The organism is Embleya scabrispora (genome assembly GCF_002024165.1).
Taxonomy (GTDB): Bacteria; Actinomycetota; Actinomycetes; order Streptomycetales; family Streptomycetaceae; genus Embleya; species Embleya scabrispora_A.
This window is the reverse complement of sequence record NZ_MWQN01000001.1, coordinates 4,762,913-4,775,890: the sequence shown is the minus strand read 5'-3', so window position 1 is coordinate 4,775,890 and position 12,978 is coordinate 4,762,913. Positions and strand designations below refer to the sequence as shown.

The following is a 12,978-nucleotide window of genomic DNA, read 5'->3' as shown; positions in this document are numbered from 1 at the left end:
TCCGTCAACGGGCGCCGATGATCCCGGTGCCGTCCACGGTACGTCGATCGGGCGTGCCGGTTTTTGTCCATGCCGGCCAATCCCGGGCCGCCGGTGCTACGACTTGTCCTCGGCGGTGCCGGTCGTGTCGCGCAGCGCGAACCACAGTTCCGCGCGAGTGTCGGGATCGTCCAGGGTGCGGCCGAGGATCTCCTCGACCCGGCGGATGCGATAGCGCAGCGTGTGCCGATGTACGCCCAGGTCGCCCGCCGCCGCGTCCCATTGCCCGTGCCGGGCCAGCCACGCGCGCAGCGAGACGATCAGGTCGCCCCGACCGCCCGCGTCGTGCGCGCGCAGCGGCGCGAGCACCTGGTCGGCCCACGCGTGCACCGCGTCGCCGTCCAGGAGCGGCAGCAGGCCGCCCGCGTCCCGGCCGTGCACGGTCAGCGCCTTCTCCGAGCGCAGGCCCATCGCGTGCGCGCCCAGCGCCTGCCGGTAGCCGTCGCCCGCCCGGTCCGGCTCGACCGGACCGGACACGCCCGCGACCAGCCCAGGCAGGTCGACCGGCTCGACCGGGTCCACCGAGTCCGGTAGCACCAGCACCGTCGCGCCGGCCAGTTCGCCGGTCAGCGCCGGAGTACCCGCCCGGACCGCCCGCGCGCACAGCCGCTCCGTGAACGCGGCCACCGCCGCGTCCGGTCCGGTGGCCACCACCATCCGCCACGGCCCCGGCGGCAGATCGGCCTCGATGTCGTGGGCCAGTTCGGCGGGCGTCGCCCGCTCCCCCGTAAGCAGCAGCCGCAGCAGCGCGGTCCGCATCCGGGCCCCGGCGTCGGCGCCCGCCCGGGACTGCTCCAGGGCCAGGGTGAGCAGCGACGCGGCGGTGCCCAGGGTCTGCCGGTCGGCGGTACGCGCGGGCCGGTCGGTACCCACCGCCAGGAAGCCGCTGATCCGCCGCTCGGCGCCCAGCGACTGCACCACCACCCGCCCGTCGCCCTCGTCCTCCTGGAGCGACGCCGAGGACGGGGCGGGCATCCGGCGCAGCTTGTCGATGTCGGCGCGCAGCGCCTCGGTACGCGGACGGGCGGCCGCCGGCGCCACCTGGCGCAGCGTCCCGTCGGCGTCGTAGAGCGCGGCCCAGCCGTCGAGCCGGCCCGCGAGTCGGCGGATCAGCGTCGCGGCGCCCTCGCGCCCGGCGGCGGCCCGGGTCAGTTCCTGCTGCACCGCGAATCCGGTGGTGACCGTCTCGTACTGCTCGGCCGCCAGCGCCGAGGAGACCACCTTGCTGATCGCGATGAACGGGGTCGGTCGGGGCACCTCGAACACCGGGAAGCCGCAACTCTCGGCCGTCTCGACGATCACCGCGGGCACCCGGTCCAGGGTCAGGCCCACGCCGATGCCCAGGCCCGCCACCTCGGCGGCGGCCAGCCGCTCGACGTAGGCGCGCCGCTCGGCGTTGTTGCGGCCGAGCTTCATCCCGGTGGTGAGCAGCAGTTCGCCGCCCTCCAGGTAGGGCGTGGGGTCGGCCAGTTCGCTGGTGTGCACCCACCGCACCTCGCGCTCCAGGCCGCCCTTGCCCGCGAGCACGCGCAGGTCGAGGACGGGCGCGCGGACCAGGGAGGCGAGGGTGGGCGGCATGTCGATTTGTCCAAACTGGAGTGGGAGAGACCCCCAGTGTGACTCAGCGGCCGAGATCGATCAGCACGGGAGGCGTGCGCTCACCTTTTCGGGTGGTCAGGCTGAGCACGGCGTGCCCGGTGGGCAGGTCGCTGGTGAGTTCGGCCGGCGACCAGCGAAATCGCTCGACGGTGCGCGTGGTCACCCGCTCGGAGCGCCCACTGGCCTTCTCGCCGAACAGCGCGCCGAGCACCGAGTAGCGCAGCCGTTTGACCAGGCCGCCCTCCGGCGAGCCCATGGTGATCGACCGCTCCTGCTCCTTGGTCATGCCCCAGTGTTCGGCGAACAGTTCGGCGTCGGCGCGGGAGGCGCCCGGGACGATCGCCTTGCAGCCGGCCGCGGTGAACACGCCGTGCCGCAGCGCCGGGGCCAGGTCGTCGAGCGAGCGCACCGACAGGACCAGGCCGGCCCGGCGGTTGCGGGCCCACTGCAGGCCCTTGGCCGCGTACTCGTCGATCAGCCGGCCCGCGTCGTCGGCGACCAGACACGCGAACACCCGGCGCGGTCCGCGTTCGCGCCGCGGGGTGGCCATCGCCTGGACGAACTGGGCCAGCACGAGCCGGCCGATCAGCCGGGCCGCCTCGGGGTGCGCCGCCTCGTTCAGCGCGATCCGCACCCGCAGCGGCCGGTCGATCTCGCCGGCGCCGAACCGCTCCCGGTCGGCGTGGAACAGCTCGGCGACGCCGGGTCGCTCCAGCACCGCGAGCCGCTGCACCAGCATCCGCGCGTCGTCGTCGCCGCGCGCCATCGCCCGCAGCGCCCGCTCGTGTTCGGGGTAGCGGCCCGCCGCGCGCAGCGCCTCCTCCAGCGTGGTCAGCGCCGCCTCGGTGCCGTCGAGCAGGTCGAGCAGCGTGCCCACGTCGGGATAGCGGTCGTGCCCGGCCACATACGCGCCCAGCACCTGGCGCAGCGCGTTGCTCGCGCCCTCGCCCAGGCCCAGCGCGCTCGGCGGCAGCGCGGCGGCGGCGAGCCGATCGGCCGCGTCCTCGGGGGTGCCGGCGCCGCCGTACAGGTCCAGGCCCCAGGGCGAGTCGCGGTCGCCGACGATCACTTCGCGGTCGTAGCCGCCGGGGCGCTCGAACTCGTCGCCCTTGGCGTCGATCACCAGCAGCGAGGCGGTGCCGGTGAGCGCGCGCAGGCTCATCGCCTCCACGACCGGTTCCAGCAGCCGCCCCGGCTCGCCGGCCCGGGACGCGCCGACCACCAGCATCGAGGCGCCGAGCACGTCCGGGTCCAGGGCGAAGTCCGTGGCGCGGTACAGCGCCGGATTGCGCGCGTGGTCGGTGCCCGTCCCGATCCGCACCTGCCCGGTCAGCAGGTCGTGCTCGGCCCGCCGGGGCCGCACGTCGCGCTGCCCGGAGCCGTGCCGACAGGCCGCGGCGCCGTGATCGACGATCTCCTCGGCCACGTCGGCCAGGTACTCGGGGTCCTGGTCGCCCGCCTCGATCACCCGGCGCAGCCGCAGGTAGTCCACGTCCCGCAGGCGCCCCGCCGCCACCTCGTCGTCGAGCACGTCGGCCGCCTCGTGTTGCCCCGCCTCGCGCAACTCGGGCCACAGGTCCGCGTCGACGGGCGTCTCCTCGTCCTCGGGCACCGCGTGCTCGCGGGGGGTGCGGGTGTACGGCTCGACCACCACACGCCACCGGCCGAGCACCGCGGCGGCGTAGACGAAGCCGCCGTTGTAGACGAGGCGCACCAGCCACTGCACGTCGTGCAGCGCCCCGCGCGGGAAGATCAGCAGGAGCAGCGCGACGAACGGCCGCATCAGCGCGATCCAGGCGACGAAGCCGAGCACCAGGAACAGCGCGGCCCGGCGCCACTGTTCGGGGCGCGGACGCCCGTTCAGCTCGGCGCGCCGGTCCAGTCGTTGCCACCACGGGCGCAGGAACGGCCAGGCGATCTCGTACCAGCGGCCGAGGTAGCAAAAGAGCGCGAACAGCAGGACGTAGAGCAGGTTGTTGAACAGCAGCGGCCACAGGAACTCGGGCAGGATCTTCCGGACCAGCCAGACGTAGGCGACGATCACCCAGTTCAGGCTCACGATCGCGATCACCAGCCACAGCACGGCCCGGCGCACCAGCGCGGCCTCGGGCCGGGTGCGGGCGTCGCGCTCGGCCGCGCGCAGCCGGATCTCCCGCTCGTCGCGCCCGAATCCGTAGACGCCGGGGGCTTCGCGGTGTCGCGGCCCGCGCAGCCAGCCGCGCAGGTCGAAGCCGTCGGGGTCGAGGCCGCGTCCGGGCGAGGTGGGCGCCGGCACCCGGGCCCGGCCGGCGGGCGGGCGGCGGCCCGGCGGCTCGTCGGCACGGGTGGGATCGCCTCGGCCGCGATCACCGCGGCTACGATCACCGCGAAGGGCCTCGGCCTCGACGGCCCGCGACGCAGGGGAATCCGACCGTTCCACGTTCACGCCTCGCCCTTCCGGAACCACACCTTCGGCCGGGACTCAATCTAGGTGCGGAACCCGCGCTCGTGACGATCATTCCGAGGCGAGTCCGCGATCCGTTCCGCAATCCGCTCGGAGTTGTTCTGCCCGATCGGCATTTGTCCATCCCGGACACAAGCAACCGGGTGACTCACCGATGCGGCGCATGCGGCGAACACTGCCCGGCGCCTAGCCTGCGGAGAGGACCACGGTGCCACCGCGCCGACCCACCTCGACCCCACAGGAGACCAGCATGGGCGCTTCGCAGCCCGGCGGGCCCTCGCTCCCGCAGGAGCGCCGGCTCGTCACCGCCATCCCCGGCCCGAAGTCGACCGAGCTGATGAACCGCCGCAACGCGGCGGTCCCGCGCGGCGTCAGCACCACCCTGCCGGTCTTCGTGACCCAGGCGGGTGGCGGCGTGGTCGTCGACGTGGACGGCAACTCGCTGATCGACTTCGGCTCCGGCATCGCGGTGACCAGCGTCGGCAACTCGGCCGAGGGCGTGGTGCGTCGCGCCTCCGAGCAGTTGCAGCGCTTCACCCACACGTGCTTCATGGTGACCCCGTACGAGTCGTACGTGGCCGTCGCCGAGCAGCTGAACGAGCTGACCCCCGGCGACCACGACAAGCGCACCGCGCTGTTCAACTCGGGCGCCGAGGCGGTGGAGAACGCGATCAAGATCGCGCGCGCTCACACCAAGCGCCCCGCCGTCGTGGTCTTCGATCACGGCTACCACGGTCGTACCAACCTGACCATGGCGCTGACCGCGAAGAACATGCCGTACAAGGAGTCGTTCGGCCCGTTCGCGCCCGAGGTGTACCGGGTCCCGGTCGCCTACCCCTACCGCTGGCTCACCGGCGCAAAGAACTGCGCCGAGGAGGCCGCCGCGCAGGCGATCGACGCGATCACCAAGCAGATCGGCGCGCACAACGTCGCCGCCGTGGTGATCGAGCCGATCCTGGGCGAGGGCGGCTTCATCGAGCCGGCCAAGGGCTTCCTGCCCAGGATCGTGGAGTTCTGCCGGGAGAACGGCATCGTCTTCGTCGCGGACGAGATCCAGACCGGGTTCTGCCGCACCGGCCAGTGGTTCGCGTGTGAGGACGAGGGCATCGTGCCCGACCTGATCACCACCGCCAAGGGCATCGCGGGCGGCCTGCCGCTGGCCGCGGTGACGGGGCGCGCCGAGATCATGGATTCCGCCCATGCGGGTGGTCTGGGCGGCACGTACGGCGGCAACCCGGTCGCGTGCGCGGCGGCGCTCGGCGCGATCGAGACCATGCGCGCGCTCGACCTGAACGGCGCGGCCCGCCGGATCGGCGAGATCATGCTGGGCCGACTGGGCGCGATGAGCGAGAAGTTCGCCGAGATCGGCGACGTCCGCGGGCGCGGCGCGATGATCGCGATCGAGCTGGTCGAGCCCGGCTCGAAGGAGCCGAACCCGGAGCTGGCCGGCGCGCTCGCCAAGGCGTGCCACGCGCAGGGCCTGGTGGTGCTGACCGCCGGCACCTACGGCAACGTGCTGCGCTTCCTGCCGCCGCTGGTGATCCCGGAGGACCTGCTCGTCGAGGGTCTGGACCTGCTGGAGCAGGCCTTCGCCGCGACGGTCTGAGTCGGGCGACACCGCGAACGGCCCGAACACCACGAACCCCCGGTCACCGGAATGCTCCGGCGGCCGGGGGTTCGGCGTCGTGTCGGGAAATCGGGTCGAAGGATCGGACCCGCGCTCGGCGGGCGACCGGGGTCGGATGCCTCGGATCCCGAATGCTCGGGGATCGGGGTCGAACAACCGGGTTCGGGCGATCAGATCCGTGGTCGGCGCGGCGCCGGAGCGATCCGCTCGACCATGGTCAGGCCCGGAACGGCGTCCCACCCGCACAGGGTGAGCACGCGCACCATCTGTCGGCTCGCGCCGACCAGAACCATGTGTCCACCGCGCCGCGCCAATGCGCCGGCGTGGTCGACGAACACGCGCAGACCCGCGACGTCGATGAACGCGAGCTTGCTCACGTCCACCCGGACGTCGCCACCGTCGCGCGCGGCGGCGCCGAGGACGCGGCGCACCACGTCCACGTTCGCCAGGTCGATCTCGCCTTCGAGCCGGAGGCCGCGCGGTCGGGTGGTGCGCACGACGCGAAGCTGGCGGTCGCTGGTCAGGACCACGCCCATCGCGCCCGCGCCGCGACCCGGCCGGGGTTCCACCGAGGAATCGAACACGGCACCGCCCGCCTTGACGCCCTTGGAAACCACCGGAGCCTCGATCCGGCGGACGCGCCCGCTCCCCGCAGGGGCCGGGATGCACGGCACGCGGTATGTCGAGTAATCGGACTCTTCAACCACCTGGCCAACCCTACCTTTGCGTGCTGACAGCAGAGGGGCGATCGACGACATTGCGTCAATGCCACGTCACTCGAGTAACCGTCGATTTGCCCTGCTTACGGATGTTCTCCGCGTACTTGGACCCGCTCGGGTGTTCGGGCTCACGGAACACGCGCTGTGACCCCGCTCACACCCTTCAATGCTCCAACGTACAGCGTGTATGTCCCACCTTCCAGACCGTGGAGAACGTGTGCAGGGTTTGTGAGGAGGCCGCGCGTCGGGAACTCGACGACCCCTTCTCCGCGTATCTTCGAGTGAGATGCACAGACCTTCCTCCGACACCGGCCCTGAGCAAGCCGGTGGCCGCCCCGGGACAACGCCCCCCGTTCCGGGGCGGTGGTCTGTTCACTCACAGTACACGCGCCGGTACACGCGCCGCCTCGCGGTGCCGCTGATTCTCGCCATCGTGCTTCTGGTGCTCACGGTGCAGGTGATGGCCGAAAGCGGACCCTCGATCGCGCTGGACCGGATCGTCCGCGACGGTGTGCGAAACCTCGCCGACGCCACCGCGGCGGCCTGGCTCGACGGGCCCATGCACACCCTCGCCGACCTCGGCGGACCGCTGCCCGCCGGCCTCGCGCTCGCCGCGGCGGGGCTGTTCGCCGCGTGGCGGCTGCGCCGGGCGTACCCGATCACGATCGCCGCGGGCGCGGTGCTCGTGGTGACCGTCGCGGTCATCGGCGGCAAGGCCCTGATCGGCCGGACCGGGCCGAGCGAGTCGCCGCTGCCCGCCGACCAGTGGGGCTTCTTCCCGTCGGGCCACACGGCCACCTCGACCATCTGCTACGGCACGGCCGCGCTTCTGCTCGGGCGTGTCGGCTCCGCGCGTGCGGCCCGCCGGTGGCATCGCGGCGCGGGAGTCCTGTGCGCGGCGATCGGCTTCTCCCTGCTGTGGTGCGACTACCACTGGTTGGCGGACGTGCTGGCCGCGTGGGCGCTGTGCGGGATCGTGCTGTGGGCGGCGGCGCACCTGACGACCCGGATGGCGACCCGCCCGACGGGCCGACCGGCGGACCGGACGACGACCGGATCCGGCGGCCGTCTCGCCAGGTGAACGGTCGGAGAATTTTTCCCGCCGGCCGATCTGCGGATTACGCACCATCACCTGCCAGCTTGAAGCGTTATTCGATGAAATCTGGGTGCACAACCTACGGAATCAGTTGGTAACGGAACCTTGACGCGTGATCAAACGGGCGTTTGTATTACGCCGCACCGTTCGGAACGTGCGAACGGCCCACATCCGTCCCGGAGGCGATAACCGCACCCCGCTGTCCCGCAGAGGTAGCGCTCATGGCTGTAGAAACCACCCCACCGCCGTCCGGGACCCTGACTCCAGTCACGCTCGAAGACGTCGGTGGCGCACCCGCCCCGCTCAAACGATCCATCGGTGTCGTCGGCGGCACACTGCTCACCCTGTCCTGTCTGACTCCCGCGTCGTCCCTGTTCGTGATCGTGCCGGGCATGTTCGCGGACCTGGGGTCCGGCACCTCGCTGGCCCTGGTCGTGGCCGCCGTGCTGTGTATCGGGGTGGCGTTCTGCTACTCCGAGTTGGGCACGCTGATCCCCAGTGCCGGCGGCGAGTACGCCATGGTGGGCACCCTGATGGGGCGCTTCATGGGCTGGCTGGTCTTCATCATCGCCACCATCGTGGTGATGATCGTGCCGCCGATCATCGCGCTCGGCACCGCCGACTATCTGACCTCGATCGCCACGATCGACACGATGTGGGCCGGCGCCGCGGTGATGATCCTCGCGACGATCATGGGCCTGCTCGACCTGCGCGCGAACGCGTGGGTGACCGGTGTGTTCCTGGCCCTGGAGGTGATCGCCGCGGCGATCGTGGCCTTCCTCGGCTTCGGCAACGTGCACCAGTCCGCCTCGACGCTGGTCAAGCCCGAGGTGGTCGCGGACGCCGCGGCAGGCACGACCGACCCGCTGAAGATGGGCCTGCTCATCGCGGGCATGGCCGGCGCGCTGTTCGCGTTGCAGGGCTTCTCCACCGCGGTCTACCTGGCCGAGGAGATGGAGAACCCGCGGCGCACGGTCTCCCGAACCGTGTTGTGGACCCTGGGTCTGGGCGGCGTGATCCTGATCGTGCCGACCATCGCGATCTCGCTGGGCGCGCCGTCCCAGGCGGCGTTGGCGGAGGGCGACATCCTCGGTCTGGTCGAGGGCTGGTCCAACCATGGCATGGCGACCTTCATCGGGCTGTGCATCGCGCTCGCGATCATCAACGCGGGCGTGGTCATGGTGATCCAGAACTCGCGGGTGGTCTACGCATCGGCGCGGGACAAGGCGTGGCCGGAGCCGATCAACCGGGCCTTCGGCAAGGTGAACCGGTTCGGCTCGCCGTGGGTGTCCACGCTGGTGGTCGGCGTGCCGGGCGCGCTGCTGTGCTTCGTCAACCTCGACATCCTCGGTGAGGTCACCGGCGTCGCGGTCGCCGCGCTCTACCTGACCGTGGCGCTGGCCGTACTGGTCGCCCGCCGGGGTGTGCACAAGAGCGGCCGGGCCTGGCGGATGCCGCTGTGGCCGGTGATCCCGGTGCTGCTGATCGCGGCGATGATCTATGTACTGACCGAACAGCCGATGCGCGCGCTGGAGATCACCGGCGGGATCCTCGTGGCGGCCTCGCTGTACTGGGTGCTCTACCTGCGCCCGCGCCAGGAGACCCGCTGGAACATCAAGCTGATGGCCGACGACTCCTGAGCCTCCCCGGTTCCCGTACCACCCGCCCGAGGGCGGTGCCTCCTCCTGGGGCACCGCCCTCGGGCGTGTTCCGGGCCGGCTCGGGTCCTCGGCCCTCGATCAGTCGGTCAGCAGCGCCGAGCGCAGCCGCTCCAGCCGGTCCGCGTCCAGGCCCAGGCCGTGGTCCAGGTAGGCGTCGAAGCTTCCCCAGTGGGTGTCCATCACCTCAAGCGCGCCGCGCAGGTATTCCTCGCGCACCTCCAGGAAGGGCCGGAACAGCTCCAGCAGGCCCGGGCGCATCGCGAGCCGGTCGCTGTTGGGCGTGTAGCGGTTCGCCGGGTCGTTGCTGATCAGGTAGTTCGCCACCACGTCGTCGACGCCGACGCCCAGAAGGCGTTGCACCAAGGCCGCCGCGATGCCGGCGCGGTCCTTGCCGGCCGAACAGTGCACCACCACCGGCAGGCCGTCGGCCTCGATCAGCGCGTGCACCAGTGCCGCGTGTTTGTCGACCCGGCTCACCACCTGGTCGCGGTAGTCGGCGGCGATCGACTTCTCCGCCCGCCCGTCGCCCAGCCGCTCGCGCAACACGTCGAGGTCGGCCGAGCGCATGTCGCGCCAGAAGTCCGCGCCCCGGGCCGGGTCGGACATCGACAGGTTGAGCCATCGCGCGCCCTCGGGCAGCACGTCCGCGCCGTCCAGCTCGATGTCGGCCGGGCTGCGCAGGTCGACCACGAGCCGGATGCCCAGTCGGGCCAGGCTCGCCCGGTCGGCGTCGGTGGGCGTGGCCAGGTGGCCGCTGCGAAAGTAGCGACCGGCTCGGACGTGTCGGCCGTCGACGGTCGGCAGACCGCCGATGTCGCGGAAGTTGCGAACGCCTTCGAGAGCGACTCCGGCGTGCGCCTGATGCTGTGTCACGTGTCTCCTCGTGCTGGTCGGGCCGGGACGGGAACAACCGATACCCGCGGCCGGGGTCGATCGGTCGGGGTCGATCGGGCCGCCGCGCGGGCGGTGCGTCGGGCTCAGGCGCCGCGTACCGGCCGGGGTTCGCCGAAGCGCTCCTCGAACTGCTCGTCGGTCAGCGCGCGCATCTCCTCGACCGTCACCAGGCCCATCATCAGTTCGGTGAGGAAGCGCGGCGCGGGCCTGGCCCGCATCGCGTCGGTGATCGGCCCGGGCACGGTGTGCGCGGCGGATTCCACCCGGCCGTCGGGGTGCAGGGTGAAGGTCCGGTAGCCGGGGCCGTCGAAGCGCCTGCCGTCGTAGTCGATGCTGTAGGTGGTCGAGGGCGCCACGAACACCGGTACACCCGCGAACTCGCCTTCCAGGGAGCCGTGCAGGTGTCCGCCGGAGATCGCCCGGATCCGCGGGAAGTCGCGCAGCAGCGCGCCGAGTCGACCGGAGGGGTCCAGGTTCGGACAGATCTCCGCGAGCGGCGGCTGGTGCAGGAACAGCAGCGCGTGCTCGGCGTCCGAGCCGGCCAGGATCTCCCGGATCCGGGCCGCCTCCGGCGCGCTCAGCTCCGGCCCGTCGGCACGTGTCATGCGGTCGTCGAGGTCGCGGTACACCCCGTCCCCGACGTGTTCGCGGCCGAGCGCGTTGGTGTCCACCATGAGCAGCAGCCAGGACCCGATCCGTACCGCGGGTTCCAGGTGCACGCCGGTGCGGGGCAGGCCGGCGGTGTAGGCGTCGTGGCTGTCGTGGTTGCCCGGGAGGCAGTACACCGGCACCGGGAGCCCTTGGAGCACGTCCCCGAGCCGCCGGTAGGCGCCCGGCTCGCCGGTGTCGGCCAGGTCGCCGGAGGCGACCAGTACGTCCGCCGAGGCGAGCGCGTCGGCGGCGCCCTCCAGGGTGGCCGCCAATCCCGCGTCCGGGTCGTGCTGTACGAATCCGTGGGTGCCCGGAGCGTCCCGGTAGTGCACGTCGGAGATCTGGATCAACCGGACGGCGGTGTCGCCGGTTGCACTGTCTTGGATGGGCATGCGCCGTTCCCCTGTCACGTCCGTAACGGCCGTCGACTGATCATCTGACGACCCGTCACGCATGCTGCCAGGGAAGGCGTGTGGAGGAAATGGCGAAGCCCGCCGGACCACGTCGTCGGGGTCCGGCGGGCTCGCCGTGAGGTCTCGCCGAGGCGAGGAGGTGATCAGTCGTTGGTGGGGAAGCCCAGGTTGATCCCGCCGTGGCTCGGGTCGAGCCAGCGCTGGGTGACGACCTTGCCCCGGGTGAAGAACTGCACGCCGTCGGCGCCGTACGCGTGCAGGTCGCCGAACAGCGAGTTCTTCCAGCCGCCGAACGAGTAGTAGGCGACCGGGACCGGGATCGGCACGTTGATCCCGATCATGCCGACCTCGACCTCGTTCTGGAACTTGCGGGCCGCGCCACCGTCGTTGGTGAAGATCGCGGTGCCGTTGCCGTACGGGTTGGCGTTGATCAGGGCCAGGCCCTGGTCGTACGAGTCGACCCGGAGCACGGAGAGCACCGGGCCGAAGATCTCGTCGGTGTAGATCGACATCTCGGGCGTGACGTTGTCGAACAGGGTCGGGCCGACCCAGTAGCCCTCCGCCGTGTCGTCCCCGTTGATCGGGTGGGTGCGGCCGTCGACCACGAGCGTCGCGCCCTGGTCCACGCCGGCCTGTACATAGGACAGCACCTTGTCGGCGTGCTGCCGGGTGACCAGCGGACCCATCTCGGACGCGGCGTCGTTGCCCGCGCCGACCCGGAGCTTGGTCATCCGCTCCTTGATCTTGCCGATCAGCTCGTCGGCGATCGGCTCCACCGCGACCAGGGCGGAGATCGCCATGCAGCGCTCGCCGGCCGCGCCGAAGCCGGCGTTGACCGCGGCGTCGGCGACCAGGTCGAGGTCCGCGTCCGGGAGCACCAGCATGTGGTTCTTGGCGCCGCCCAGGGCCTGCACGCGCTTGCCGTAGCGGGTGCCGTTCTCGTACACGTACTTGGCGATCGGGGTCGAGCCGACGAAGGAGACCGACTTGACGTCGGGGTGCTCCAGGATGCGGTCCACCGCGACCTTGTCACCGTGCACGACGTTGAACACGCCCTCGGGCAGGCCGGCCTGCTTCCACAGCTCGGCGAGGAAGTTCGCGGTCGAGGGGTCCTTCTCGCTCGGCTTGAGGATCACCGTGTTGCCGGTGGCGATCGCGATCGGGAAGAACCACATCGGGACCATCGCCGGGAAGTTGAACGGCGAGATGATCGCGATCGGGCCGAGCGGCTGGCGGATCGAGTAGACGTCGATGCCGGTCGACGCCTGCTCGGAGTGGCCGCCCTTTTGCAGGTGCGGGATGCCGCAGGCGAGTTCCACGACCTCCTGGCCGCGGGCGATCTCGCCGAGCGCGTCCGAGTGCACCTTGCCGTGCTCGGCCACGATGATCGCGGCCAGCTCGTCCTTCTTGGCGTTGAGCAGCTCGCGGAAGTTGAAGAGCACCTGGGAGCGCTTGGCCAGCGAGGCGTTGCGCCAGGTCGCGAAGGCCCGGACGGCGACGGAGACGGCCTCGTCGACCTCCGCCACGGACGCGAAGTCGACCGTGCCGGTGACCTTGCCGGTGGCGGGGTTGTGGATGTCACCACGACGCTCGGACGTCCCCGTCCACTCCGCGTTGGCAATCCAGTGGGTTACGTGGTTCGTCACGGGTCCGACCTTCCGAGGGGATGTGGTTTCGCCAGTCTGCGTGGTCCGGTGAGGGCGGCTCAACCTTCAGGCTGTCGGCGGTTGCGGCTTTTGGCTTACAGACCGTCTCGGTCGGGTGCCGTGGATCCATCGCGGCGAGGCGGCCGATCGTGGCCCGCGGCCCGCGTGGAGGCACGCCGGAAGCCGGGTG

General features: G+C 71.6%; 9 protein-coding genes. 3 read left to right on the top strand and 6 right to left on the bottom strand.

Translation table 11 applies throughout. The annotated features are described in order from the left end of the window. Positions 1 to 96: 96 nt before the first annotated feature. Positions 97 to 1,617, bottom strand: a complete 1,521-nt coding sequence (locus tag B4N89_RS21265; RefSeq protein WP_078977429.1) for a PucR family transcriptional regulator — start codon at positions 1,615 to 1,617, stop codon at positions 97 to 99. Positions 1,618 to 1,660: 43 nt separating this feature from the next. Continuing rightward, positions 1,661 to 4,063 (bottom strand): hypothetical protein, encoded by a 2,403-nt coding sequence (locus tag B4N89_RS21260; RefSeq protein WP_078977428.1) that lies wholly within the window; start codon positions 4,061 to 4,063, stop codon positions 1,661 to 1,663. A gap of 268 nt (positions 4,064 to 4,331) precedes the next feature. Here B4N89_RS21260 and gabT point away from each other — a divergent pair, with 268 nt between their 5' ends. Beyond that, positions 4,332 to 5,687, top strand: coding sequence for a 4-aminobutyrate--2-oxoglutarate transaminase (gene gabT / locus B4N89_RS21255; protein ID WP_078977427.1), 1,356 nt, complete (start codon positions 4,332 to 4,334; stop codon positions 5,685 to 5,687). 191 nt (positions 5,688 to 5,878) lie between these two features. On the opposite strand, the gene B4N89_RS21250 is transcribed toward gabT, so the two are convergent. Beyond that, entirely contained in the window at positions 5,879 to 6,466 is a 588-nt protein-coding gene (locus B4N89_RS21250) for an STAS domain-containing protein (RefSeq protein WP_078977426.1), read from the bottom strand. A 394-nt stretch (positions 6,467 to 6,860) separates the two neighbouring features. Here B4N89_RS21250 and B4N89_RS21245 point away from each other — a divergent pair, with 394 nt between their 5' ends. Together B4N89_RS21245 and B4N89_RS21240 are read left to right on the top strand one after the other, a co-directional pair. Continuing rightward, positions 6,861 to 7,508 carry a phosphatase PAP2 family protein gene (locus tag B4N89_RS21245; RefSeq protein ID WP_161500774.1) on the top strand — a complete coding sequence of 216 codons (648 nt, stop codon included), beginning with the start codon at positions 6,861 to 6,863 and terminating at the stop codon, positions 7,506 to 7,508. Between the two features lie 236 nt (positions 7,509 to 7,744). Next, positions 7,745 to 9,163, top strand: coding sequence for an APC family permease (locus B4N89_RS21240; RefSeq protein ID WP_078977424.1), 1,419 nt, complete (start codon positions 7,745 to 7,747; stop codon positions 9,161 to 9,163). Between the two features lie 99 nt (positions 9,164 to 9,262). On the opposite strand, the gene B4N89_RS21235 is transcribed toward B4N89_RS21240, so the two are convergent. From B4N89_RS21235 to B4N89_RS21225, 3 genes are all read right to left on the bottom strand, one after another. Beyond that, on the bottom strand, positions 9,263 to 10,057 hold the full coding sequence (locus B4N89_RS21235) for a tyrosine-protein phosphatase (RefSeq protein ID WP_078977423.1): 795 nt from the start codon (positions 10,055 to 10,057) through the stop codon (positions 9,263 to 9,265). 104 nt (positions 10,058 to 10,161) lie between these two features. Further along, positions 10,162 to 11,121 carry a metallophosphoesterase gene (locus tag B4N89_RS21230; RefSeq protein WP_161500773.1) on the bottom strand — a complete coding sequence of 320 codons (960 nt, stop codon included), beginning with the start codon at positions 11,119 to 11,121 and terminating at the stop codon, positions 10,162 to 10,164. A gap of 164 nt (positions 11,122 to 11,285) precedes the next feature. Beyond that, positions 11,286 to 12,788 (bottom strand): CoA-acylating methylmalonate-semialdehyde dehydrogenase, encoded by a 1,503-nt coding sequence (locus B4N89_RS21225; RefSeq protein ID WP_078977421.1) that lies wholly within the window; start codon positions 12,786 to 12,788, stop codon positions 11,286 to 11,288. Positions 12,789 to 12,978 lie beyond the last annotated feature (190 nt).

What these genes read in the sequence shown, in the direction of transcription:
- B4N89_RS21240 (WP_078977424.1), top strand. Translation starts at nt 7,745, where the DNA reads ATGGCTGTAGAAACCACCCCACCGCCGTCCGGGACCCTGACTCCAGTC.
- gabT (WP_078977427.1), top strand. Translation starts at nt 4,332, where the DNA reads ATGGGCGCTTCGCAGCCCGGCGGGCCCTCGCTCCCGCAGGAGCGCCGG.
- B4N89_RS21250 (WP_078977426.1), bottom strand. Translation starts at nt 6,466, where the DNA reads ATGTCGTCGATCGCCCCTCTGCTGTCAGCACGCAAAGGTAGGGTTGGC.
- B4N89_RS21265 (WP_078977429.1), bottom strand. Translation starts at nt 1,617, where the DNA reads ATGCCGCCCACCCTCGCCTCCCTGGTCCGCGCGCCCGTCCTCGACCTG.
- B4N89_RS21230 (WP_161500773.1), bottom strand. Translation starts at nt 11,121, where the DNA reads ATGCCCATCCAAGACAGTGCAACCGGCGACACCGCCGTCCGGTTGATC.